This is a genomic window from Corynebacterium fournieri (genome assembly GCF_030408775.1).
Classification (GTDB): Bacteria; Actinomycetota; Actinomycetes; order Mycobacteriales; family Mycobacteriaceae; genus Corynebacterium; species Corynebacterium fournieri.
In genome coordinates this window covers 592,852-615,725 of record NZ_CP047210.1, presented here as the reverse complement: position 1 = coordinate 615,725, position 22,874 = coordinate 592,852, and the positions used below count along the sequence as shown (strand labels likewise).

Sequence of the window (22,874 nt, the reverse complement as noted above, 5' to 3'; positions counted from 1 at the left end):
ACAGGCTACTTTTCCGCCTCGAGCTGCTCGGAGATCTGGTTGAGGATCTCGGTGTAGGTGAATATAGATTCGTTGGTGTACGTATCCGCCGGCGCCACGTACACATGGCCGTCCTTGACCGCGGCCACGTTCTTCAGCGGGGCGGAATCGTTGATCACGGACAGCGCTTCCGGCGAATCCGAGATGGACTTCACGCCTGCGTCGCGGTCCAGCACGAACAGCCAGTCCGGGTTGGCGTTGGCGATGGCTTCGACAGAAATGTCGTCGCCCTGGTGGTCGTCAGAGGCGTTAGCCACCTCCAGCGCTGGGGTGAAGCCGATCAGATCGAACAGCGGGCCCCACACACGGCCCACGCCTGGGGCGACGTAGCCGATTTCACCGCCGGAGACGTTCAGCGCCATCACTTTCTGCTCGGGGTTGTAGGCGTTGCGGGCGCGCTGAACTGCCTCGGTGAACTCCTGGACAGCCTGCTCCGCCTCGGCCTGCTTGCCAAAGATGTCGCCCAGCTCGAGGGTCTGGCGGATCAACTCCCGGTCGAAGGGCTCGTTGTCACGCGGCTCGAAGTCCAGCAGCGTGGCGTCCGGGACGAGCTTTTCAATGTCCTGGTCGTACTTCTCAAACCGCTGTCCGGAGATGATCACGTCCGGTTCGGCGGCGACGATGGCCTCGAGGTTCGGCTCGCGGTGGTTGCCGATGTCAATGATGTCTTCGTCGTCCGCGATGCCCGGAATGGAGTCGGGCACGAGCTGGCGCGCCGCAGCGACCGGCTTGATGCCCCAGGAATCCAGCAGCTCAAAGGAGCGGTTGTCCAGGGCGACCACGCGCTTCGGCGGCACTGCCACCGTCTTGTCGCCGTAGTTGTCGGTCACAGTGACGGTGCTGTCAGAGCCGTCAGACTGCGCGGAGGTCTCCACAGAGGTGGCCGTCTCGCTGGGGTCGGTCTCGGCGGTGGAGCACGCCCCCAGGGCGAGGGTGCCTGCGGTGGCGAGGGCGATCAGAGCGGAACGCGAAAAACGGTTCATGGTCGTCCTCCTTTCTATAGTCCAGGTTAGGGTTACCTGACCCATCTTAGGCTAACCAAACTTGAGAGCCTATCCCGCCCCCGACTTACGCCTTCTCGATCACCGCCGCAAGGCCCTGACCACCGCCAATACACATTGTCACCAAGGCGCGCTGCGCGTCCGTGCGACGCATCCGATGCGCAGCAGTGACCACCATGCGCGCACCTGTGGCGCCGACCGGGTGGCCCAGGGAGATACCGGAGCCGACTGGGTTGAGTCGAGGGTCGTCTTCAGAGATCCCCCACGCGTCAAGCACGGCCAGCGCCTGCGCGGCAAAGGCCTCGTTGAGCTCGATGAGGTCGATGTCGTCGAAGGTCAGGCCAAGCCGATCGAACACTTTCCGGGTCGCATCCACCGGACCGATACCCATAGTCTCCGGCGCCACGCCGGCCATGGCCCAGCCGCGCAGCACGGCGTACGGGTCTAGGCCGAGCGCTTGCGCCTTTTCCCGGGTAGTGACAATCATCGCGGCCGCCCCGTCGTTCTGTCCGGAGGCGTTGCCAGCGGTCACGGTGGCGCCGTCCATCGCCTTGCCCATCACCGGACGCAGCTTGGCCAGGGACTCCTCGGTAGTGCCGGGGCGGATGTGCTCATCTTTGTCCACCACTACCGGCTCGCCCTTGCGCTGCGGGACGGATACCGGGACGATCTCCGCGTCGAAGTCACCGGCGTCCTGCGCTGCGGCCGCGCGCGTGTGGGAGGCCACCGCCAGTTTGTCCTGGCGCTCGCGGGTGATGGAGTACTCCTCGCGCAAGTTTTCGGCGGTTTCAATCATCCCGCCCGGGATCGGGTGGTGCTTGCCGCCGGCCTGTTCGCGCCCTTCCTGCAGGCGATCCTTCAACTCCATGGTCCCGCCTTTGACGCCCCAGCGGACCTTGCCGTCCACGGTGTATTCGGTGTTGGACATGGATTCCGCGCCGCCGGCGATGATCAGTTCCGCCGCGCCCGAGGCGACGTGTGCGGCCGCGGTGGCCACCGCCTGCAGGCCGGAGCCGCAGCGGCGATCCAGCTGCATGCCTGGGACGTTGACCCCCAGTTCAGCGTCGAGTGCGACGACCCTGCCCAGCGCGGGTGCCGCACCGTTCGGCGACGCCTGGCCGAGGATGATGTCGTCCACCGCGTCGCCGGCAATGCCAGCGTCTTCGATCACGGCTTTGACCGCGGTGGCGGCCAGCTCCTGCACCGGCACGCCCACGAACGCGCCGCCGTAGCGCCCCACCGGGGTGCGCTTGGGGTTGCAGATCACGATGTCGTTCGGGTCACTCATTGTCACTCCTTGAGGTTGGTTGTTTGCAGGTCGCGCTCGACGGCGCGCGCCGTCGCCTGCAGCGGGGGCAGCAGCTTGTCGACGACCTCCCGGCACCCCACCGCCCCGGCATGCGCCGAGACGTTCACCGCCGCCACGGTCGCGCCGGACCGGTCGCGCACGGGACACGCGACTGAGCGAAGCCCCATCTCGAGTTCTTGGTCGACGATGGAGTAGCCCTGCCTTTGGACGTCGTCAAGCACCTGCCTGAACGCGTCCTCGCTGGTCACTGTCTCAGGCGTGATGGGCTCGAGTGTGGTGGCGGCGAGGTATGAGTCGAGCTCGCCGGGCGGAAGGCCCGCCAGCAGCACACGCCCCATCGCAGTGGCGTAGGCGGGAAAGCGCGTGCCGATGGTGATGTTGACGCTCATGATGCGGTTGGCCGCGGCGCGGGCGACGTAGACCACGTCGGCACCGTCGAGGACGGTGACCGAGCTCGACTCGTTGAGCGAGCGCGACAGCGCGTCGAGGTGCGGCTGGGCGATGGTGGGAAGCCCTAGGCTGGACAGGTAGGAATACCCCAGCTCCAGGGTCTTTGGGGTGAGCCAGAAGACGGTGCCGTCACTGGCGGCGTACCCCTCGGCGACAAGCGTGTGCAGGAAGCGGCGCGCCGTGGCGCGCGGCAGACCGGTGGCCTCCGCGACCTGGGCGAGAGTCTGCCGGGGGCGCTGCCCGTCGAAGGCACGGATGACCGCAAGCCCGCGGGAGAGGCTCTGAACGAGTTGCACATCACTGCCAGACATGTATGTGATCCTAACCGATACAGGTTCGCTTTGTGAACCCTTGTGCAGTCAGCGCACAACAGTTACGATGCCCACATGATTAACAAGGTGGTTTCTACAGCGGAGGAGGCGGTCGCCGACATTCACGACGGCGCCTCCATCGCCGTGGGCGGCTTCGGCCTGGTGGGCATCCCCGCCAGGCTGATCGACGCACTTCGCGCCCAGGGCGCCGGCGATCTCACGATCATTTCCAACAACCTGGGCACCGACGGCTTCGGCCTGGGCCTGCTGCTGGCGGACAAGCGGATCTCCCGCTCCATCGGCTCCTACCTGGGCACCAACAAGGAGTACGCGCGCCAGTACCTGGAAGGCGAGCTCACCGTCGAGTTCACGCCGCAAGGCACGCTGGCAGAGCGCCTGCGGGCAGGCGGCGCCGGCATCCCGGCGTTCTACACCAAGGCCGGCGTGGGCACCCCGCTGGCCACCGGCGAGATCCCCACCCGCTACAACTCGGACGGCACCATCGCCGAATACTCCCGCCCGAAGGAGCTGCGCGAATTCAACGGCGAGCAGTACGTTATGGAAACAGCGCTCACCCCGGACTTCGCGTTCGTGCACGCGCACAAGGCAGACCGCTTTGGCAACCTCGTGTTTTCCAAGACGGCGCAGAACTTCAACCCGGATGCGGCGGTCGCCAGCAAAATCACTGTCGTGCAGGCGGAGGAAGTGGTCGACGAGATCCCCGCAGCCGAGGTCAACCTGCCCGGCATCTACGTTGACCGCGTGGTGGAAGTCGGCCCGCAGGAAACCGGCATCGAATTTAGGACGGTGAGCGAGTAATGGCCTGGAGCAGGCAAGAGATGGCGGCACGCGCCGCGCAAGAGCTGGAAAACGGCCAGTACGTCAACTTGGGCATCGGCATACCCACCCTCATCCCGGGCTACCTGCCCAAAGACGTTGAGGTCGTGCTCCACTCCGAAAACGGCATCTTGGGCGTGGGCCCCTACCCCACCGAGGACGCGGTGGACCCAGAGCTGATCAACGCCGGCAAGGAAACCATCACTGTGGCCCCGGGCGGGTCCTTCTTCGGCTCGTCCACGTCGTTCGGCATGATCCGCTCCCGCGCCATCGACGTGGCGGTGCTGGGGGCGATGGAGGTCTCCCAGTTCGGCGACCTGGCCAACTGGATGATCCCGGGCAAGATGGTCAAGGGCATGGGCGGCGCGATGGACCTCGTGCACGGCGCGAAGAAGGTCATCCTGCTCATGGAGCACACCACCAAGAAGGGCGATTCGAAGGTGCTGCCGGAGTGCCGGCTGCCGCTGACGGGCGCGAAGTGCGTGAACCAGATCATCACCAACCTCGCCGTGTTCACCGTGGACGAGAAGCAGGGTCTGACCCTGACTGAGCTCGCACCGGGCGAGACGGTCGAGTCCGTGCGCGAAGCCACCGAGGCGCCGTTCGAGGTCGCCATCTAAGGCCCCCACACCACTAAAAGCCCCAGGCCGCGTCTGCGACCTGGGGCTTTCGGTTATCTATCTCGCGTTACTCGAGTGCGCTACTGGTAGTCGCGACCGTGCATCTTCTGAAACTCGATGCCGTGGCCCTGGCCGGAAAGGAACAGCGTGGACGCGTCAAGCTGGAACAGCTGCGGGTTGGACTGCAAGACCATCTTCAGGTCGTCTGCGTCCTTCTGTGCGCCCGGCTCGCACGCCATCTTGGTCTCGGTGAAGTCGCTGAGGTGCAGCGCGCCGGTGTTGTCGATCTGGTACTTGGCGGTGCCGGAGTTGCAGCCGTCGTTGAAGTGGAGCACACCGTTCTCGCGGAAGTCCAGGGTAATGTTGTTGTTCTTCTTCGCCTGCAGCGAGGTATCCAGCGCAGAGGCGAGACGATCATCCGTGAGGTGGTCGGCGTTTTCAGGGATGAGCTGGATCAGGTCGGAGCCGGCCGGGTTCTCCGGTGCCGGGGCGGGATTTCCGCCGAAGCCGGGGACCAAGTTCGAGCTCATCTGCACAAACTGGTCGATGCTGGGTGCTTCAGACCGCTCCTGAGCGTCGGCCGCGCCGACACCGAGGACGCCGCCCGCAAGGGCCACGACTGCGGTCGCTGTGGACAACTTTCTGAAGGTCTTGGTTGAAGTAACCATGGCCCTCACGCTACCGAGCCAAAACCGGGATTCAAGGGGCTTGAGGCAACGCCAACACAACTCCGATTCAACGTTGAATCAGCTCAAAGCTTTGCGACGTCCAAAGGTTGCCCCCGAAAACCACAAACCCGCTGCTCCCGTGAGAAGCAGCGGGTTTCGCGCCGGATGGAGGCGCTGCCAGGTTATCGCGAAAGTTCCAGGGCCTTGCCCTGCGCGACGAGCGCGACGGTGTCCTTGTCAATCCGGTACACGGCCGGCTTCGCCTGCAACATCGCCTTGACCTCGTCGGATTTGTTCATCTTCGACGGGTCGCACAGGCGCTGGGTGACAGCGAGGTTGCCGGCTTTCACGGTGCCGCCGTCATCCAGCGTGTAGGGCGCGCTTCCGGCATTGCAGCCGTCGTAGAAGGACAGCTTGCCGTCCTGACCGAAGCTCACGCTAATGGTGCCGTCACCCTTCGCGGTCAGCGGACCCGCAAGGGCTGCCTTCGCGTCGGCGCCGGTGAGCGGCTTGGCGTCCGCGGGCAGATCGCGCAGGAGCACGTAGTTGCCGCCCTTGTGAATGACAGAGCCACTAAACGCAGACCAGCCCATCTGTGTCCAGCCCTCAATGTCGGTGGGACCGCTGGAAGACATCTGTGCGTTGGCGTTACCTGCGCCGATAAAGCCGCCAGCGAGGGCGGCGAGAGCAGTTGCTGCGGACAACGTCTTTACAGTCTTTGAGGTCATGGGGGCCAACCTACCCGGCCTCGAGCAGCTTGAAACGGTTGCCACGAAGCTTTTAAGTACCCCGGATGCCCCTTTCACCCAACGGCCAGCGAGCGCTAGGACGGCCTAGAAGAGCACGACCTCGGCGGATTCGCTGCCAGCAGGCCACACGGAGTCGTCGTAAAGCGGCGGCTCAGTTTGCTCTCGCGGGTAGCCGCCGAGGATTTCCATCATCCATCTCGGTGTCCCCAGCTCACCGCTGCCAAACTGCTCGCTTTCCATAAAGGACTTCACACCGCAGTCGAACATCGGCTTGTCCGCTAGGTTCATCATGCAGCCGATGTTGCCGGACGGGGTGACAAACAACGCATTTTGCACGGGGCTATCGCCGATGCTTTTGATCGTTCTGATCGGCCGCGCTGCACCTCGGTCGCGCCGCTGCAGCCGACAACCAAGAAGGCCGTGGCGGCGAGTACTGCGATGGTGTTGAGTTTGGGGTTCACGCCACCGGAGACTCAATCCATTTACTTCGACGCTGTTTTGAAACGGAGCAAAAATCCCTGCGACCTCCCCACAAACCCTGAGGAAGCCCTCCTGAGAATGCGCTAATTTGGACCTTGCTCTGGGGCTCTTGCTCAGGGTTTGCCGCGCAAGCCGACGCGATCCGTGACAAATTGCAGGCAACGCACTACCCTACTTGTTGATACGTCACCAAAAGGGGTGTTGAGCAATGAATGCATTCGGTTTCTTAAGTTTCGGGCACTACGCGTTCGGTGGCCAGCGCGGCCCGTCCGCGGAGAAGATCGCCAAAATCCACCTGGAGATCGCCCAGGCCGCCGACGAGATCGGCGTGAACAACGCGTCCTTCCGCGTCCACCACTTCGTGCCGCAGGCCTCCGCCCCGATGCCGCTGCTGGGCGCTGTCGCCGCCACCACCAAGAACATCGAGGTGGGCACCGGCGTGATCGATATGCGCTACGAAAACCCCCTCTACCTCGCCGAAGAGGCCGCCTCCCTGTACCAGCTCTCCGGCGGGCGTGTGGCTCTGGGTGTCTCGCGCGGCGCGCCCGAGGTCGCCGAGCGCGGCTGGGAGGCTTTCGGCTACAGGGGCGAGGCCCCCAACGGCGCGGACGTGGCGCGCGCCCACTTGGACACCTTTATGGCCGCGGTCGACGGCAACGGCTTCGCCACCGCCGCACCCCTCGACCGGCAGTACCCCAACATGTTCCAGCCCGGCTCCGCTCTGCCGGTCTTCCCCATGGCACCAGAACTGCGCAAGCACATCTTCTACGGCTCGGGAACTCACGCTTCGGCGGAGCAGACCGCTCAGGACGGACTCAACCTGATGTCTTCCACCCTGGTCTCCGAGACCACCGCCGAAACGCTCGGCGAGATCCAGGTCGACCAGATCAACCGCTACCGCGCTGCCTGGAAGGAAGCGGGCCACGACTGGACCCCGCGCGTGTCCGTCTCCCGCTCCATTTTCCCCATCGTCGACGGTGCCGACATGCAGCGCTTCGGAATGCAGGCCTCCGGCTCCGACCAGGTCGGGGTGCTGCCGGACGTTGGCGCTTCCACCTTCGGCCGCACCTACGCCGCCGAGCCGGACAAACTCATCGAGCAGCTCAAGGCCGACCCGGCTGTCATGGCCGCGGACACGCTGCTGATCACCATCCCCACCGGCATGGGCGTGGACGTCAACGTGAAGCTCCTGGAAAACTTTGCCACCCACGTGGCCCCCGCACTGGGCTGGCAGCCGAACACCGAGGGCCCCGTCACCGGCTACCCGGCCAACTAGCCCCCGTGCAACAAGAAACCCGCTGGCCGTGTTGTGGCCAGCGGGTTTCCTGTATTTCGGTGGAGCCGCCGGGAATTGAACCCGGGTCCTTCACCACCGCGCCAGGGCTTCTCCGTGCGCAGTTCGCACGTTGTCTCTCATCGGCCCTCCGGATCAGGCGAACATGTCCGAATGACGGGCCCAGTCAGTGAAAGGTGTCCCTTCCAAGGCCCCACTGACAGAGCCGGAAGGCAAGTCCCCTAAGTCGACGCCAGGTACCGGGTCGGGGACATCCCCGGCCTGACGGACACGCAGGTCGCTGGACCTTTCTAATTAGGCAGCGAGGGCGTAGTCACGCTGAGAGTTCTTCTCTGCGTTTATTAGTTACAGCGACGCTTACGGTGGTCTCCTGCCTGCACCGGCACGCTTCCCCTGGCTTAGTAGATGAAGTCGAAACCAGAATCGACCCCTTCAACTACGAAGAAACGTAGGAGAAGGAATTTTAGCGCACGCGCCCGAGAAGCACAAGAGGCTTTACGACGTCAACGCCGGACGCACCCGGAGGAACTCCACCACAGCGTCCGGGCCGGCGTCCACGGCCAGGCGCGCGGCCTTGGCCACCTCGTCGGCGCCCATCTTGGGCATGCCGTCATCGCCGGCGAGCATGTCGGTGTCGGTGCGGCCCGGGTGCAGGGAGGTCACGCGCACCTTGCCTGCTTCTTCCTGCGCCAGAGACTCGGTGAACCCGCGCAGGGCGAACTTGGACGCGCAGTAGGCAGAGTTTTCTGCCATGCCGTGGAATCCGGCGCCCGAGTTGATGGCGATGATGAGGCCGGAGGAACGTCGCAAAGCAGGCAGCAACGCGCGGGTCAGGGTGACGGGCGCGAAGAGATTGACCTCCATGATCTCGCGCCACTTGTCGTCCGTGAGCTCGTCGAGCGGCCCGCCCTCCATCACGCCCGCGGCGAGCACGAGGACGTCCAGCTCCTCGATCTCGCTCGCGGCCTTCAAGATCGCGTCGGTGTCGGTGAGGTCCGCCTCAAACGGCTCGGCGCTCGGCAGCGCAGCCACGATGTCGGAAGCGTCCTTCGACGCGCCCGCGTAAATGTGGTGGTCGCTGCCCAGCTCCTGGGCGACGGCGCGGCCGATGCCGCGGGATGCTCCGGTAATCAATGCCTTCTTCATAGGCACCAACCGTAGCGAAACCGGAGCTTAAGCCTTGATGCCCTTGAGCTTGCGGCCCAGCTCGCGCGTGATTTCGCGGTCCTCGGTGCGGCGCTTGATGGCGCGGCGCTTGTCGTAATCCTGCTTACCTTGCGCAAGGCCCAGCTCAACCTTCGCGCGGCCGTCCTTGAGGTAGAGCGACAGCGGGATCAAGGTGCGGTTGCCGTCGCGGACCTTGCCTTCCAACGAGTCGATCTCGCGGCGGTGCAGCAGCAGCTTGCGGGTGCGGCGCGGCGGGTGGTTGGTCCAGTGGCCGCGCGAGTACTCAGGGATGTGCATGTTGCGCAGCCAGACCTCGCCATTGTCGATGGTGGCAAACGCCTCCACCAGCGAAACCTTGCCCTCGCGCAGCGCCTTGATCTCGGTGCCCTGCAGCACCAGGCCGCACTCCCAAGTGTCCAAGATGTTGTAGTCGTGGCGAGCCTTCCGGTTCGTCGCGAGGACACCGGTGTTTGAAAGCTTCGTCTTCTTGTTCTTCTTGGACATAAGGGGCTCGAGTCTACTACTTGCGCACGTAGGAGCGAAGCGCCACCTGCGCGGCAAGGCCGCCGAGCACCATGGCCACCACGCCCACCAACGGCATGACCGCCCACACGGTGCCGTCCGGCACACGCGCGATGAGCTGGTTGGCGTAGAGATCCCCCAGCAGCGGGTCCACGACAAACTGCTTGCCGGCCCACACCCCGATGGTGGCCAGCACCGCGCCGACAAGCACGCTCAGCACTGCCTCCAGCACGAACGGCGCCTGGGTAAACCAGCGCGAGGCGCCCACCATGCGCATGATGCCGATCTGCTCACGGCGGTTGTACGCGGCCAGCTGCACCATGTTGGCGATGAGGAACACCGCCGCCAGCGCCTGCGCCGCGGCCACCGCGAAGGCCACATTGCGGAAGGTATTCAGCGTACCTGCGGCGGAGCGCACCGTGTCCGCCTGGTCGGAGATGACCGCCACCTGATCCATGTCTCGGATCTTGTCCAGCGGCGCGGTATCCGTCGGGTCCGCCAGCCGCACGTGCAGCGCCGCCGGCAGCGCCTCCGGGCCGGTTTCACGCACCAGCTCCGGCTCGGATTCCTGGAACAGCTCCTTGAAGCGCTCGTAGGACTGCTCACGGGAGCGGAAGGTCACCTGCTCCACGCGGTCGTCGGCCTGCAAGGTGTCGCGCACCTGCCTGCAGCGCTCGGACGAGCAGTCCGTGTCGTTCGCGGAGATATCCTCGTCCAACTCCACCATCACCTCGACGCGGTCCAAGTACAGGTCCTTCGTCTGCGTGGTGGCCTTGGAAATAAGCACGCCGGTACCCACCAGCACCAGCGACAGTGCGGTGGTGATGATCAGCGCGATGGTCATGGTGAGGTTACGGCCGAGGCCTTTGACACCCTCGCGGAAAATAAACTCCCAGTTCACGGCTACCTCCTCACGTCTCCGTACACGCCGTTGACCTCGTCGCGCACGATCTTGCCCAGTTGCAGTTCCACCACTCGCTTGCGCATCTCGTCCACCGCGCGGGCGTTGTGGGTGGACATGACCACGGTGGTGCCCATGCGGTTGATGCGGGCGAGCAGCGCCATGATTTCGTCGGCGGTGCCGGGGTCGAGGTTGCCCGTAGGCTCGTCGCAAAGCATGAGCCTGGGCTTATCCACGAACGCACGCGCAATGGCCACGCGCTGCTGCTCGCCACCCGACAGCTCCTGCGGCATGCGGTTGGCCTTAGAGGCCAGACCGACAAGCTCCAGCGCGTCGGGGACGAGCTTGGCAATGCGCTCCTTCGACTTGCCAATGACCTGCAGCGCGAACGCGACATTGTCGTAGACGTTCAGCCGCGGCAGGAGGCGAAAGTCCTGGAAAACGTAGCCGATGGATTGGCGCAGCTTGTTCACCTGCTTGCCGTTTAAGGCATTGACGTGGAAGTCGTCGAAGTAGATGTCGCCGGAGGAGACGTTTTCCTCGCGGATGAGCAGCTGGAGGAAAGTGGACTTACCGGAGCCGGACGCGCCGATAAGGAACACGAACTCGCCGTCGGGGATGTCGAGCGTGACGTCGTCGAGCGCTGGGCGCGACGACGTGGGGTACGCCTTGGTCACATGGTCGAATCGGATCACGTGGCTCACTCTACCTGTTGCTGATGTGACGATAGTGAATCTTGGCTGGGAACCCCACACATGCAAAGCGCCCCGCTCCCCTTCCACAGGGGTACGAGGCGCTCAGGCGATCGCCTTTAGTCGTTGACGTAGAGGTACTGCTTGTTCACGAACTCGTCAAGGGCGAACACAGACAGCTCGCGGCCGAAGCCGGAGCGCTTCACACCGCCGAACGGCAGCACCGCGGAGAAGTACTGGCCGAGGTTGACGTGGATCATGCCGGTGTCGATCTGGTCTGCAACCTTGATCGCGCGCTCGGTGTCGTCGGAGAAAACGGCGCCGCCGAGGCCCTGGTAGGAGTTGTTGGCCAGCTCCACCGCCTCCTGTTCGGTGGATACCTTGTAAATCTCCGCCACCGGGCCGAAGAACTCCTCGTAGTAGACGTCCGAGCCGACCGGGACATCCGTGAGCACCGCCGGGGTGTAGTAGGCCGACGTGGCGTCCAGCTCACCGCCGGTGCGCAGCTTCGCACCCTGGGCAACGGCGCGCTTGACCTGGTCGTCCAGGTTCTCGGCCGCGTGGCGCGAGGACATGGGGAAGTACTCGTTTTCGCCCGGGTTAGCCGGATCGCCCTTCTTGTAGCCCTCAGCGATGGCGACCATCTCGTCGACGAACTGGTCGTAGATGTCCTCCATGACAATGATGCGCTTGTTCGAGGTGCAAGCCTGGCCAGCGTTGTGCACGCGCTTGTCCCACGCCTCCTGGGCGGCAGCCTTCACATCGGCGGCGTCGAGGATGACGTACGGGTCGGTGCCGCCGAGCTCAAGCACGACCTTTTTCAGGTTCTTGCCCGCGGTCTCCGCAACCTTCGCACCGGCGCGCTCGGAGCCGGTGAGCGAAACACCCTGCACGCGCGGGTCGGCGATGATGTCCTCGATCTGCTCGTGGGTGGCGTAGACGTTGATGTACACCCCGTCCGGCAGGCCCGCGTCCTTGAGCACCTGCTCGAATGCGGCGGCGGACTTCGGGGTGATTTCCGCGTGCTTGAGGATGATGCAGTTGCCGTTCATCAGATTCGGGCCGGCGAAACGCGCGATCTGGTAGATCGGGTAGTTCCACGGCATGATGCCCAACAGCGTGCCCAGCGGCAGGCGGCGCACCACGGCCTTGCCGCCTGGGACGTCAACCTTCTTGTCAGCGGAGTGCTCCGCTGCGTTGTCGGCGTAGAACTGCAGGATGTCGCCGGAAAAGTTCATCTCCCACTCGCCTTCCGGGATGGGCTTGCCCATCTCCTCGGCGGCAATCTTTGCCAGCTCGGTTGCGCGCTCCTTCAGCAGCTGCGCCGCCTTACCCACAATCTCTGCACGCTCCTCGTAGGAGGTCTGGCGCCAGGTCTTGAAGGCCTCCTCGGAGCGGTTCAGGACGTCCTGGATTTCCTGGTCGGTGGCGAAGTCGAAGGTTTCCACCACTTCGTTGGTCACGGGGTTTTGCACGCGGTACTGGTTGGCCATGTTTTTCCTTTCGGGTTACGTTTACGTCTGCTGTGAACTCTATCACTACGCGCCGGGCCTGTAAGCCCCGTCGCTCATTTTGATGCCCTTGTCCTGCCCCATGTAGGAGGTTTCCTGCGTCAACGCGTCGAGCAGCGTCTGGTGGTTTTGCTCCACTTCCTTCGCCAGCGCCTCCGGGTTTGCCCGCAACAGGTCGAAGCGCTGCTGCACGAGCGGCAGGTCCAGCTCCGCAAACGGGCGGGACACGGCGTGCGGCACGTCGAACTGGTCTGCCACCTCGTCGCCGTGCATGAGGCGGGTGGCGGTGTACATCCAGTCGTCGATGGATTCGTCCGGGAACGGCAGCAGCGCCTTCGCGTTGACTCGGAAGCCGTTGAACAGTGCCTCGACCAGAGCGCGGGAAGCGTCGTTCGGCTCGCCGTCGACGAAGTGGATCGCGTCAATGGTCTCCTGCGAGGCATCGATGTCCGTCTCCGGCTCAAGGAGGTCGCCCGGGATGCCCAGCATCAGACCCACCACCTTCCACAGGTAGAACAGGTCCTGCTCCTCCTCAAGCGTGAGGCGGTACCCGAGGTTGCGCAGGTAGGTAAACGCGATGTACGTGAAGTCGAACCAGGTGCGGAACATGTCCAGCTCGCTAATCGGCGCGCCCCACTCGGAATAGTCCAGGCCCAGCTGCGTCTGCACGCGGCGCACGTGCGCGTGCATCGCGCGGACCATGCCGGTGTGGATGTAGCTGACGTTGCCCGGCTTCAGGCCGTCTTTGAGGTAGACCGAGTAGATCCAGTTTGTGGTGTAGGCCAGGCGGTGCACGGCACCTTCCGTCAGCTCGCCGGTGTTGACCAGGATGTCCGCGATCGACGGCGCGGAGTAGGTGTGAATCAGCGCGCCCGGGCCGAGCGAAAGGTTCTGCGCCAGGACCGGGATGGCCAACGCCGCTTTCTGTCCGCGCTCCAGGCGCTGCCAGTCCACTCCGTCGAGGGCGGCATTAATGTCGTCGATAAGCGCCTTGACCTCTGGCAGTGTGTCCTCACCTGCCTCGCCGCGGGCGAGCGCCTCACGCAGGTTCGGCATGACCTCCTTGCTCTTGTGGCCGCTGGTGTACAGGGCGTCGGCGATGGGGTCCATCGCCCAGTACGCCTGCTCGAAACGCTTGGCGCGGGCTTCGCCGAACTTTGCGACGAAAGCTTCGCGGCTGCCACGCGCCGCAGGCCAGTCCGCGCGGTTGTAGTGGTCCTGCGCGAGCGGGTTCTCGGTAAAGGTCTGAGTCATTGTTCGCTCCTTGTGTGGGGATATGGCTGGGCCGCGCCGGTTAGCGCAGGCCCTCCTTGGACGTGTCGTGCAGCTTGTACTCGGCCTTGACGTGCGGCGCCTTTTCGGCGACGTAATCCTCGATCTGCTTGAACACGTCGGACCACGGCGGCTTGCCGTCCGCCGCCTTTTTCGCCTTGGCGGCCTGGGCGCCGGGTAGCGCGTCGCGCACCCGGTAGATCAGCGCCTCGGCCTTCGCCTTGAGCAAGAAGGCGATCTTCCAGTGCAGGTAGGCGGTGCCCTCGAAACGGGAGCCTTTGACCATAAATTTGGTGTCTTCGTCGCCGATGATCAGCGACAGCGCGCCGAGCACCTGCGCCGGCATCTTCGGGTCCAGGTCCTCGAGGATGCCCATGAGTGCGGTGGCCACGCGGACGTGGTAGTCCGACGAGTAGCCGCCGTTGGCGTAGATGAAGTCAGTCATCTTGCGCATCTCGTCGCCGTTTTTGGGGATCAGCCGCTCTTCCGCGCCCATGAGGTAGAGCACCCACGCCCAGTACATGGCCACGTCGTCCCACTCCTCGCCGGAGTGCGGGCGGCCGAAGAACTCGTCCACACCGATGGGCATCAGCGCGAACCAGCCCTCGCCGGAAACCAGGAAGGACGAGCCGATCGGGCGGCCGAACTCGTTGTAGTGCTCCGGACCCCACAGCTTTTCCAGGCCGCGGTTGGCCTGCGCGTGCAGCAGGCGCACGCGCACAGCTGCCTTCAACCCGTCGCTGTAGCGGTGGAACACGCCCTTTTTGCCCAGGTCGACGAAGAACTTCACCGTCTCGATGATGCGGGTGAACGACTCAATTTCGAACATGGCAGTCTCGCCGGTGGCCGCAGAGGTGCGATCTTCCATCGTGGTGGCCCAGTAGGCGAAGCCGATGGAGAGCAGCTCCGCTGACGGGGTGACGTTGTAGTAGGCGATGCGCCCGCGCTCGGCGGCCTCGAGGTCAATCCAGTCCGGGATGTTGTCCACCTCGGAGAAGAACTCCACAAGCTCCGGCGACGGGTCGGCGACTTTGTCTATGCCCTCGTTGAGCGCGGTTTCAAAATCGGCGCGGGATTTTTCTGCGCCGTCGCGCTTGAAGGCCTCCGCGAGCTTCCAGCCAGTTTCGTCGGTCTGCCACATATGGTCGTCCAACAGCTTGGTTTGGAAGCTGGTGTAGCCCTCCCACTCGTCGGCGACGGTGTGCCACCGGTCGAAAAGGTTGTGACGAAGTGTCGCCCAGCCCGGCTTACGGGTGCGGCGCTTTGGAGCCGGGCGCAGCGGCATACCGTCGCGGTAGAAGTAGCGGAAGTCCTCGAAGGGGTTCTCCGACATCGGCAGGATTTCCGGGCGCACCGGGTGTTGGTACTGATGCTCCTTACGAGCATCGACGCTGGCAGTCATGTTTTCCCTTCCATTGAAGATAGGGGCCCTAACAGTGGGCGGATGAGCATGTTGACCTTGCCGCAAAACCAGTGAAGGTGATCTCAACACCACTCACCAGTGTTGAGTGAGCAATAATCACATCTGTCTGTGTTGTCGATCACTTTTGGCGTGCGTTTATACTATCGGTTACAAAACGCGCCGGCAACAGGTTTTGGCGTTTTCTTTCTCAGCCAGAAATTCAGCGAGATTCGCAGTGGAGGACGACATGAGAAGCGGAAGAGGTTTTGGCGGCTTGACCGCGCTTTTCGCAGGCAAGACAAAGGACTCGGACCCGAATGCGCAGGACCGCGAAGACGCAATGCGCAACCGCCAATTCAAGGCAGCAGCGTCCACCGCAGCCGAGGCGGACTCCCCCACCGTCGAGCTGACCGCCGTGGCCGTCGAACGCTCCCACGGCGTCGCGCTGATCACGTTAAAAACCAAAGACGGCTCCCCTATCCCCGGCTACGAACCCGGCTGCCACGCCGACTTTTTGCTTCGCACCGACGACGGCGAAGAGCTCGTGCGGCCATACTCCCTTTTCCCCTTGCACCGCCTCGGCGCCGAAGGCAAGAGCGACGCGGTCTACGGCATCGAGGTCAACCTGGAAAGCAATTCCCGCGGAGGATCCGCCGCCGCCCACAGCATCGAGCCGGGCGACACCGTGCGCATCAAACCGCCGCGCAACAACTTCGGCCTAGCCCCGGATGCGAAGCGCTCAATCCTGGTGGGCGCCGGGGTGGGTATCGCGCCGATCTTTTCCCTCGCCCGCGAGCTACAGATCCAGCAGGCGGACTATTCCGTGCTGTACTTCGCCTCCAGCCAGGAGCGCGCGCTGATGCAAGAGATGATCGATACCTACCTGCACGGGCAGACCAAGAGCATCTTCGCCTCCGGCGAGCGCGAGAAGCAGGCCGGCTACATCGAGGAAGCGCTCGCTGCCTCCGACACCCCGGCGTCTGATACTCATCTCTACGTCTGCGGTCCGCGCGGTTTTATGGACGGGGTGATCGAGGTCGCCTCCGCACACCTGCCCCAGGCCAATATCCACTTCGAGGGTTTCCGCGCCGCGCAGGAGACGCTGGCGGGCAACCACAACGCGGACGGTGCGTTCGAGGTCGTGCTCAACGGCGAGACGTACACGGTGCCCGAGGACGAGTCGGTGCTGGATGTTTTCGAGGACGAGGACGTGCCGATTATGTCGCAGTGCGCGGAGGGCACCTGCGGCACCTGCATCATGCGCGTGGTGGAGGGCACCCCGGATCACCGCGACAGCATCTTCACCGAGGAGCAGCACGAAAACGGCGCGTTTGCCACGTGCGTGTCCCGCTCGTTGTCCCCCAGCCTCACGCTTGAGCGGTGGAGAAACTTGCGTGGCTGACCGCGCCTAAAGCAGCCGCACCATAGCAACGCCGACGAGCACGACGGCGAGTCCGACGAGACGGTACGCCGTGGGCACGCTGCGGCGCCCGCCGGTGCCAACACCGAGCGATTCGAGCACCTGGCCGCAGATGATGTTGCCCACCAACGCGGCGATGACGGTGGTTCCGGTGCCCAACAGCGGTGAAAGGGCCGCACCGCCGAAGACGAACAGCGCGCCGAGCAGGCCGCCGAGCCACATCCACCACGGCCCGGGTGCGACACCGCCAGCCAACGCCTGGCGCGGCCCGGGCATGAGCAGTGCCATGGCGAACAGCAGCACAAGGCCCACCACCAGCGAGATCTGACCGGCCTGGATGGGGCTGCCCAGGGCTCGTCCGAGGTGGCCGTTGACAGCAGTTTGCGTCGCCGAGCCCATGCCCATGACCACGCCGAAGCCGCGAAGCAGCCACAGCGTGGCGCCTTGCGCAGTGCCGTGAAGGGTTGGTCTGCGCCCGATCTCAAGCACCATGACAATGCCGCCGACCACGATCAGGGCGCCGAGCAAGCGCAGCGCCCCCACTGCAACGCGCGGGGATTCGAACAGTCCGAACTGGTCGATGAGCAAGCCCATGATCACTTGTCCCAGGATGGGCAGGATCACGGTTTGCACCGGTCCGAGTTGAGGGAAGAGCACGATGTTGCCGGCGATAAACATCACGCCCATGAATCCGCCGAGCCACGCCCACCACGGCTGCGCGGCCGCCACGGCCATGTCCGGCACGAGCTCGCCGGCGACGGCGAACGCGATGGCGGAGGCGGCGACCACCGCGATGATGAAGGAGAGGAAGGTTGCCCCGATCGGGGATCCGACGCTTTGGCGCAAACGGGTGTTAATTGCGGTCTGGACGGGCACGATCGCGCCCACCAGCATCGCGAGAAGCAGCAGCATCTTTGTCCTCCCTCAACTCGAACAGGCAGCCGGGCGAGAAACGCACCCGGCTGCCTGCCTTCTTCCGCACCGCGACGGCTACTCGTCGGTGGGGATCGTGTCCATGTTCTCCAGCATCTTGGCCACGTAGCCGGTGTTGAACTCGCCGCTGCGGAACTTGTCGCTGTTGATCAGCTGCGCCTGGAACGGCGCGGTGGTGACAACGCCGTCGACCTTGAGTTCGCCGAGCGCGCGCAGGGTGCGCTCAATGGCGTCGTCGCGGGTCTCGGCCCAGCAGATGAGCTTGCCCACCATGGAGTCGTAGAACGGCGGGATGGTGTAGCCGGTCTCGATGTGGGTGTCCATGCGTACGCCGAAGCCGCCTGGTGCGCGGTAGTGCTCGATCTTGCCGGGGCGTGGAGCGAAGTTCTCGTTCGGGTCCTCGGCGTTGATGCGGCACTCGATGGCGTGCCCGCGGATTTGGATGTCGTCCTGGGTCAGGCGCAGCTTCTGCCCGGAGGCAATGCGCAACTGCTCTTGAATCAGGTCCACACCGGTGATCATCTCGGAGACGGGGTGCTCCACCTGGATGCGGGTGTTCATCTCGATGAAGTAGTACTTGCGCTCAATGTTGTCGAAGACGAACTCGACGGTGCCCGCGTTTTTGTAGCCGACCTCCTTGCACAGGTTGATGGCGGCTTCTTGCAGGCCAGCGCGCAGCTCGTCGTCGATCGCCGGCGACGGCGCTTCCTCGATGAGCTTCTGGTTGCGGCGCTGCGAGGTGCAGTCGCGCTCGCCGAGCGCGATCGCGTTTTCGCCGTCCGCGAGCACCTGAATCTCAATGTGGCGGATGTCGGTGAGGAAGCGCTCGATGTAGACCGAGGAGTCGTTGAACGCGGACTGCGCCTCGTTCATGATCTCGTTGAGGTCTTTTTCCAGCGTGTCCTCGGTTTCCACCACGCGCATGCCGCGGCCGCCGCCGCCAGCTGCGGCCTTGATCAAAAGCGGGAAGCCCGTTTGCTTGGCGACGTCTAAAGCTTCCTCGAACTCGGTGACCACACCATCGGAGCCGGGCACGGTGGGCACGCCCGCGGCCTGCGCGATTTTCTTCGCCTCGATCTTGTCGCCCATGCGGCGGATGTGCTCCGACGACGGGCCGACAAAACCGATGTTTTCGTCCTCGACCATCTTGACAAAGTCGGCCTTTTCGGAAAGGAAGCCGTAGCCCGGGTGGATGGCAGCCGCCTTGAACGCCATCGCCGCGGACACGATCAGCTCTGGGCTGTTGTAGCTTTTCGCGGCGTTGGCCGGGCCGATGCACACGGCCTGGTCTGCCTCCTTCACCGGCAGAGAGTCGCGGTCGCCCTCGGAGTAGGCGAGAATCGACTTGATGCCGAGCTCCTTGCAGGCGCGGATGACCCGCAGCGCGATCTCGCCGCGGTTGGCAATGAGGACGCTGTCCAGCAGCTTTTCGGATTCAGCCATGGGGTACCTACTTCGGTTCGATGATCATCAGCGGCTGGCCGTGCTCGACGGCGTCCTCGTTGTCCACGAGGATCTCGGTGACGGTGCCGGCGGTCTTGGCCTCGATGTTGTTCATCAGCTTCATCACCTCGACGATGCAGAGCACCTGGCCGACCTCGACGGTGTCGCCGACCTTGACAAACGGGTCCGCACCCGGCTTCGGGGCGGCGTAGAAGGTGCCCACCATCGGGGCCTTGACCTCGACGCCGTTGCCAGAACCGGCCGGAGCGGCCGCCTTCGGGGCGGCGTCCTTCGGCGCTTCAGCCTGTGCCGGTGCAGGCGTCTCCTGCTGTGCTGCCTCAGGTTGTGCCGGTGCGGGTGCCTCAGCCTTCGGCGCCTCCGGGGCCGGGGCTGCCGCCGGTGCGGGCGCTGCCGCCGGGGCTGCCTTGAGATGGCTCAGGCCGCCCGGAGTCTTGGACAGCGCCAGCTCGATGTCGCCGTACTTGATGCTCAGCTCTTCGATGTCGCCGGACTGGTTGACCCACTCGAGGAGGGACTTCAGCTCGTTGAAGTTGGTGGTCTCAGACATGGTTACTGCTCTCCTTTTTTGGTCAGGTTGATTTCAAGGTCGTCGGTCTTGAGGTGGAATTCGCCGGATGCGGTGGTTTCGTAGATCTTCTGCACAAGCTTGGTCAGCTCGCCGCCAGGCACACCTTCGCCCTGGCCGGCGCGGCCTTCGGCGACGAAGCGGCGCATCTCGTCGACGTTGTTGCCCGGGATGTTCGCGCGCAGCAGCAGGGTGTCGATGTCGTCGTCCGGGTACTGCTCCTTCAGGCCCGGCAGGCGCGGCTCGAGCTCCGGGCGGCCTTCCTGAATCTCGGAAGAGCCGTTGGCCTTGATCTTTTCCAGCGCGTCCGGGTCGATCGGGGCGAGCGGCTCGCCGTAGTGGCCGAGCGCGTACTTCTTAATTTCGTTGGGCACCACGGAGTAGCGCTCGCCGGAGATCACGTTCATCACAGCCTGGGTGCCCACGAACTGGGCAAACGGGGTGATCATGATCGGGTACGCGAGTTCTTCGCGCACACGGGCAGTTTCGTAGAGCAGATCCTCGAAGCGGTCCGACAGGCCCGCGGTGGCCAGCTGGGACTCGAAGTTGGTGAGCATACCGCCGGGCAGCTGGTGCATGTAGTGCACGCCGTCGAACGCGCGCGGCTTGCCCACCGGCTTGTCCTCGCGGTCCGCGATCTCCTGCAGCTTCTTGCTGGCGTTGTCCACGCGCTCGTCGTCGATGTTGACGGTGTAGCCCAGCGCACGCAGGTCCCGGGCCAGCGCCTGGGTTGCCGGCTGGCCCTGGCCGTTGGCCAGCGGGGCGATCGACGTGTGAATGGAGTCCACGCCGAGCTCGGCCGCGTAGATGTAGGTCAGCGGCGACAGGCCGGTCAGGGAGTGGGTGTGGACCTCCAGCGGCAGGTCGTTGCCGATCGCGCTGCGGATCGCCGGGATCAGCGTCTTCATGCGGTCCGGGGTGAGCAGGCCGCCGGCGTCTTTGAGCATGATGCGGTCCACGTTGGTGCGCTCGACCAGCTCCTGGGCCTTGTCAATGTAGAGCTCGTCGGTGTGCACCGGCGACAGGCAGTAGGACAGGCAGCCGTAGGTCTCGGCTCCGAGTTCCTTGGCCAGGATGAGGGTGTCGGCGATGTTGTCGATGTCGTTGAGGCCGTCGAAGGCACCGATGACGCGGAAACCGTTCGCATAGAGGCGCTCGACCCAGGCATGGATGACGTCGTCAGGCAAAAAGTCGAAGGACGCCAGGTTGCGGGATCGCACCATGGAGCGGAACTTCGTGTTCGGCGCCGCCTCGTGGACCTTGCGCACACGCTCCCAGGGGTCCTCCCTGAGGTAGCGCACCGGCACGTCGAACTGGATCGGTGCAACCAGGTCCACATGCTCGAAGCCGGCGTTGGTGACGTCGTCGAGCAGGTCCATGATGTGCTCGGTACGCATGCGGGTGGCCCAAATGGACTGGTGCGCGTCGCGCAGCGTGGTGTCGATGATTTTGATTTCGCGCTCGCTGTCCGCAGGTCGACCGCCCGCGGCGAAGATCTCAGCGAGGCTTTCCGTGCTCAGCTCTTCTGGACTGAGTGCAGCCATTGCTCCTCCTTTGTTACGCCAGACCGTGGCAACTGCCGTGTGGCTAGCCACCGTTGCGCTCAATGTACGCGCCACAAAGTGTGGCGCGCGACTCATTTCCTAACAAAGTTGTGAAACCGCACCTTGTCCACCGATATGCAAGGTAAGCCACTCCCCCCGTTCGTGGGTGCGCATGGAGCACTCGAGTTCGCATAACGAACACACAACTAAAGGTGCAACCACGGGAACGGGCTGGTCAGAGCGGTTTCGGCAAACTGCGCGACTGCTGTCAAATCGATCTTGGGTGTTTTGCGTCATTCCCACGCCGGGAACGTGACCCAGCTAATACATTTCCGTTCAAGCACCCGAGCCCGAAGGAGGACCCGTAAGTACGAAACAACGATTTGATCTGGGCACAACCCATATCGCGGCGGAACGCCCAGCCGACAGGAAGTCGCTGGGCGCCAGCCTCATCGGACAGCTCCTCGAATGGTTCGAGTGGAGCTCCTACGCTGTATTCGCCCCGTTTATCGCAGCCGCCTTCTTCGACAAATCCGACCCCACCTCCGCCCCTGCTGGCCACGTTCGGCGTCTTCGCCGTCGGATTCCTGGTCCGCCCGCTCGGAGGCATCGTCTTCGGCCGCATCGCGGACCGCGTGGGACGCAAGAACGTGCTCATGATGACGATCATCATCATGGCGGTCTCCGCTGTGATCATCGGCGTAATGCCGACCTACGAGCAGATCGGCATCTGGGCCTCCGTGGGCCTGCTGCTGGTGCGCGTGATTCAAGGCTTCGCGCACGGCGGTGAATCTGCAACCGCCAACAGCTACATCCCCGAGATTGCCCCGCGCGATCGCCGCGGAAAGTGGGGCTCGCTGGTCTACATGTCCATCTTCGGCGGCTCCGTGATCGCCTACACCCTCGGCGGAATCATCTCGCTTGTGCTTTCGGACGAGCAGATCGGCGCCTGGGGCTGGCGCGTCCCGTTCTGGCTGGGTGCGGCAGCGGCCTTCGTGGCCCTCTACCTGCGCCGCCACATGCAGTAGTCGGAGCACTTCAACGAGATCCAGGAGGGCGGGGCGGACTCCTACGACCACCTCGCCGAGACGCGCCCCCAGACCCCGGCGCGCGCGAACTGGGCCAACATCTTGCTGGTCATCGGCATGGTCTCAGGCGTGACCGCGGCCCACTACACCTGGACCTCCTACGTTTCCACCTACGCCATCACCCACGAGGGCATGTCCACCCAAGGCGCGTACTGGGTGTCCGTCTTCGCCCAGACCTGCGGCCTGATCGCCCTGCCGCTGTGGGGCGCACTTTCAGACAAGATCGGCCGTAAACCAGTCATGTACACCTTCGCCATCGCGGTGGGCCTGCTGCAGATCCCGCTGATGGGCATGATCGATTCCCGGCCGTGGACCATGCTCGTCGCTGCCACCGTCGCCGTCGTGGCGGTGGCCGCGGGTGGCGCGCTGCTGGCGCCGGTGATGGCGGAGGTCTTCCCCACGTCCCAGCGCACCAGCAGCATCGGTTTCGCTTACTCGCTGTCAGTGGCCGTGTTCGGCGGCACCGCCCCGTACATCTTCCAGTGGTTTGCCGCCCACGATTTAACGCACATCTCCGGCATCTACGTGGTGGTGCTGTGCGTGCTCACGCTCATCAGCATGAAGATCCTGCCTGAGACCAAGGGCATCGACCTTCGCGACGCCTAACGTCCCCCGCCCCCGGGCGCAGCAGCGGC

The 22,874-nt window shown here is 64.4% G+C and carries 21 protein-coding genes, 1 other RNA gene and 1 pseudogene; 5 read left to right on the top strand and 18 right to left on the bottom strand.

The features are described from left to right. Positions 1–5: 5 nt before the first annotated feature. From CFOUR_RS02995 to CFOUR_RS02985, 3 genes are all read right to left on the bottom strand, one after another. The gene (locus CFOUR_RS02995) at positions 6–1,022 is read right to left on the bottom strand and encodes a siderophore ABC transporter substrate-binding protein (RefSeq protein ID WP_085957807.1); all 1,017 of its coding nucleotides are present in this window, start codon (positions 1,020–1,022) and stop codon (positions 6–8) included. Between the two features lie 85 nt (positions 1,023–1,107). After that, positions 1,108–2,328 (bottom strand): acetyl-CoA C-acetyltransferase, encoded by a 1,221-nt coding sequence (locus tag CFOUR_RS02990; RefSeq protein WP_085957806.1) that lies wholly within the window; start codon positions 2,326–2,328, stop codon positions 1,108–1,110. Between the two features lie 2 nt (positions 2,329–2,330). Then, complete coding sequence (locus CFOUR_RS02985) at positions 2,331–3,110, bottom strand: IclR family transcriptional regulator domain-containing protein (RefSeq protein WP_085957805.1); 780 nt, start codon at positions 3,108–3,110, stop codon at positions 2,331–2,333. Between the two features lie 75 nt (positions 3,111–3,185). On the opposite strand from CFOUR_RS02985, the gene CFOUR_RS02980 reads away from it, so the two are divergent. After that, complete coding sequence (locus CFOUR_RS02980; RefSeq protein ID WP_085957804.1) at positions 3,186–3,929, top strand: CoA transferase subunit A; 744 nt, start codon at positions 3,186–3,188, stop codon at positions 3,927–3,929. Beyond that, positions 3,929–4,567: a CoA transferase subunit B gene (locus tag CFOUR_RS02975; RefSeq protein ID WP_085957803.1), complete on the top strand. Its 639-nt coding sequence runs from the start codon at positions 3,929–3,931 to the stop codon at positions 4,565–4,567. The genes CFOUR_RS02980 and CFOUR_RS02975 overlap by 1 nt, the downstream gene beginning before the upstream one ends. Before the next feature lie 80 nt (positions 4,568–4,647). Here CFOUR_RS02975 and CFOUR_RS02970 read toward each other — a convergent pair whose 3' ends face one another. The 3 genes from CFOUR_RS02970 to CFOUR_RS02960 all read right to left on the bottom strand — a co-directional run bounded on the left by CFOUR_RS02970 (position 4,648) and on the right by CFOUR_RS02960 (position 6,320). Next, positions 4,648–5,235, bottom strand: a complete 588-nt coding sequence (locus CFOUR_RS02970; RefSeq protein ID WP_085957802.1) for an META domain-containing protein — start codon at positions 5,233–5,235, stop codon at positions 4,648–4,650. 182 nt (positions 5,236–5,417) lie between these two features. Continuing rightward, positions 5,418–5,963 (bottom strand): META domain-containing protein, encoded by a 546-nt coding sequence (locus CFOUR_RS02965; RefSeq protein WP_085957801.1) that lies wholly within the window; start codon positions 5,961–5,963, stop codon positions 5,418–5,420. Between the two features lie 105 nt (positions 5,964–6,068). Beyond that, a complete protein-coding gene (locus tag CFOUR_RS02960) occupies positions 6,069–6,320 on the bottom strand; it encodes a hypothetical protein (protein WP_085957800.1) in 252 nt (83 codons plus the stop codon). Positions 6,321–6,672: 352 nt separating this feature from the next. Here CFOUR_RS02960 and CFOUR_RS02955 point away from each other — a divergent pair, with 352 nt between their 5' ends. Continuing rightward, entirely contained in the window at positions 6,673–7,740 is a 1,068-nt protein-coding gene (locus tag CFOUR_RS02955; RefSeq protein ID WP_085957799.1) for an LLM class flavin-dependent oxidoreductase, read from the top strand. Between the two features lie 57 nt (positions 7,741–7,797). Here the strand turns inward: CFOUR_RS02955 and ssrA are convergent. The 8 genes from ssrA to CFOUR_RS02915 form a co-directional block, all read right to left on the bottom strand. Continuing rightward, positions 7,798–8,189: a transfer-messenger RNA gene (ssrA, locus tag CFOUR_RS02950) on the bottom strand. A 64-nt stretch (positions 8,190–8,253) separates the two neighbouring features. Next, a complete protein-coding gene (locus CFOUR_RS02945; protein WP_290179900.1) occupies positions 8,254–8,904 on the bottom strand; it encodes an SDR family oxidoreductase in 651 nt (216 codons plus the stop codon). Between the two features lie 27 nt (positions 8,905–8,931). Next, complete coding sequence (gene smpB, locus CFOUR_RS02940) at positions 8,932–9,429, bottom strand: SsrA-binding protein SmpB (RefSeq protein WP_085957797.1); 498 nt, start codon at positions 9,427–9,429, stop codon at positions 8,932–8,934. A gap of 16 nt (positions 9,430–9,445) precedes the next feature. Beyond that, the gene (gene ftsX / locus CFOUR_RS02935) at positions 9,446–10,348 is read right to left on the bottom strand and encodes a permease-like cell division protein FtsX (RefSeq protein ID WP_101706392.1); all 903 of its coding nucleotides are present in this window, start codon (positions 10,346–10,348) and stop codon (positions 9,446–9,448) included. A gap of 2 nt (positions 10,349–10,350) precedes the next feature. Beyond that, entirely contained in the window at positions 10,351–11,043 is a 693-nt protein-coding gene (gene ftsE, locus CFOUR_RS02930; protein ID WP_085957796.1) for a cell division ATP-binding protein FtsE, read from the bottom strand. A gap of 116 nt (positions 11,044–11,159) precedes the next feature. Then, complete coding sequence (locus CFOUR_RS02925; RefSeq protein WP_085957795.1) at positions 11,160–12,533, bottom strand: NAD-dependent succinate-semialdehyde dehydrogenase; 1,374 nt, start codon at positions 12,531–12,533, stop codon at positions 11,160–11,162. 45 nt (positions 12,534–12,578) lie between these two features. After that, entirely contained in the window at positions 12,579–13,805 is a 1,227-nt protein-coding gene (locus CFOUR_RS02920; RefSeq protein ID WP_085957794.1) for an oxygenase MpaB family protein, read from the bottom strand. Between the two features lie 40 nt (positions 13,806–13,845). Further along, positions 13,846–15,225: an oxygenase MpaB family protein gene (locus CFOUR_RS02915; RefSeq protein WP_230471823.1), complete on the bottom strand. Its 1,380-nt coding sequence runs from the start codon at positions 15,223–15,225 to the stop codon at positions 13,846–13,848. A gap of 274 nt (positions 15,226–15,499) precedes the next feature. Here CFOUR_RS02915 and CFOUR_RS02910 point away from each other — a divergent pair, with 274 nt between their 5' ends. Then, positions 15,500–16,627: a PDR/VanB family oxidoreductase gene (locus CFOUR_RS02910; RefSeq protein ID WP_179154831.1), complete on the top strand. Its 1,128-nt coding sequence runs from the start codon at positions 15,500–15,502 to the stop codon at positions 16,625–16,627. A gap of 6 nt (positions 16,628–16,633) precedes the next feature. Here the strand turns inward: CFOUR_RS02910 and CFOUR_RS02905 are convergent, their stop codons facing one another. The 4 genes from CFOUR_RS02905 to CFOUR_RS02890 form a co-directional block, all read right to left on the bottom strand. Continuing rightward, entirely contained in the window at positions 16,634–17,557 is a 924-nt protein-coding gene (locus CFOUR_RS02905) for a DMT family transporter (protein ID WP_085957792.1), read from the bottom strand. Between the two features lie 78 nt (positions 17,558–17,635). After that, a complete protein-coding gene (gene accC, locus CFOUR_RS02900) occupies positions 17,636–19,021 on the bottom strand; it encodes an acetyl-CoA carboxylase biotin carboxylase subunit (protein ID WP_085957791.1) in 1,386 nt (461 codons plus the stop codon). Positions 19,022–19,028: 7 nt separating this feature from the next. After that, on the bottom strand, positions 19,029–19,589 hold the full coding sequence (accB, locus tag CFOUR_RS02895) for an acetyl-CoA carboxylase biotin carboxyl carrier protein (protein WP_085957790.1): 561 nt from the start codon (positions 19,587–19,589) through the stop codon (positions 19,029–19,031). 2 nt (positions 19,590–19,591) lie between these two features. Beyond that, positions 19,592–21,151: a pyruvate carboxylase subunit B gene (locus tag CFOUR_RS02890; RefSeq protein ID WP_085957789.1), complete on the bottom strand. Its 1,560-nt coding sequence runs from the start codon at positions 21,149–21,151 to the stop codon at positions 19,592–19,594. Positions 21,152–21,539: 388 nt separating this feature from the next. Here CFOUR_RS02890 and CFOUR_RS02885 point away from each other — a divergent pair. Beyond that, positions 21,540–22,845, top strand: a pseudogene (locus CFOUR_RS02885) (MFS transporter). Positions 22,846–22,874: the final 29 nt, after the last annotated feature.

Coding starts and splice junctions, on each gene's coding strand:
- CFOUR_RS02995 (WP_085957807.1), bottom strand. CDS start 1,022: ATGAACCGTTTTTCGCGTTCCGCTCTGATCGCCCTCGCCACCGCAGGC.
- CFOUR_RS02990 (WP_085957806.1), bottom strand. CDS start 2,328: ATGAGTGACCCGAACGACATCGTGATCTGCAACCCCAAGCGCACCCCG.
- CFOUR_RS02985 (WP_085957805.1), bottom strand. CDS start 3,110: ATGTCTGGCAGTGATGTGCAACTCGTTCAGAGCCTCTCCCGCGGGCTT.
- CFOUR_RS02980 (WP_085957804.1), top strand. CDS start 3,186: ATGATTAACAAGGTGGTTTCTACAGCGGAGGAGGCGGTCGCCGACATT.
- CFOUR_RS02975 (WP_085957803.1), top strand. CDS start 3,929: ATGGCCTGGAGCAGGCAAGAGATGGCGGCACGCGCCGCGCAAGAGCTG.
- CFOUR_RS02970 (WP_085957802.1), bottom strand. CDS start 5,235: ATGGTTACTTCAACCAAGACCTTCAGAAAGTTGTCCACAGCGACCGCA.
- CFOUR_RS02965 (WP_085957801.1), bottom strand. CDS start 5,963: ATGACCTCAAAGACTGTAAAGACGTTGTCCGCAGCAACTGCTCTCGCC.
- CFOUR_RS02955 (WP_085957799.1), top strand. CDS start 6,673: ATGAATGCATTCGGTTTCTTAAGTTTCGGGCACTACGCGTTCGGTGGC.
- CFOUR_RS02945 (WP_290179900.1), bottom strand. CDS start 8,904: ATGAAGAAGGCATTGATTACCGGAGCATCCCGCGGCATCGGCCGCGCC.
- smpB (WP_085957797.1), bottom strand. CDS start 9,429: ATGTCCAAGAAGAACAAGAAGACGAAGCTTTCAAACACCGGTGTCCTC.
- CFOUR_RS02925 (WP_085957795.1), bottom strand. CDS start 12,533: ATGGCCAACCAGTACCGCGTGCAAAACCCCGTGACCAACGAAGTGGTG.
- CFOUR_RS02920 (WP_085957794.1), bottom strand. CDS start 13,805: ATGACTCAGACCTTTACCGAGAACCCGCTCGCGCAGGACCACTACAAC.
- CFOUR_RS02915 (WP_230471823.1), bottom strand. CDS start 15,225: ATGACTGCCAGCGTCGATGCTCGTAAGGAGCATCAGTACCAACACCCG.
- CFOUR_RS02905 (WP_085957792.1), bottom strand. CDS start 17,557: ATGCTGCTGCTTCTCGCGATGCTGGTGGGCGCGATCGTGCCCGTCCAG.
- accC (WP_085957791.1), bottom strand. CDS start 19,021: ATGGCTGAATCCGAAAAGCTGCTGGACAGCGTCCTCATTGCCAACCGC.
- accB (WP_085957790.1), bottom strand. CDS start 19,589: ATGTCTGAGACCACCAACTTCAACGAGCTGAAGTCCCTCCTCGAGTGG.
- CFOUR_RS02890 (WP_085957789.1), bottom strand. CDS start 21,151: ATGGCTGCACTCAGTCCAGAAGAGCTGAGCACGGAAAGCCTCGCTGAG.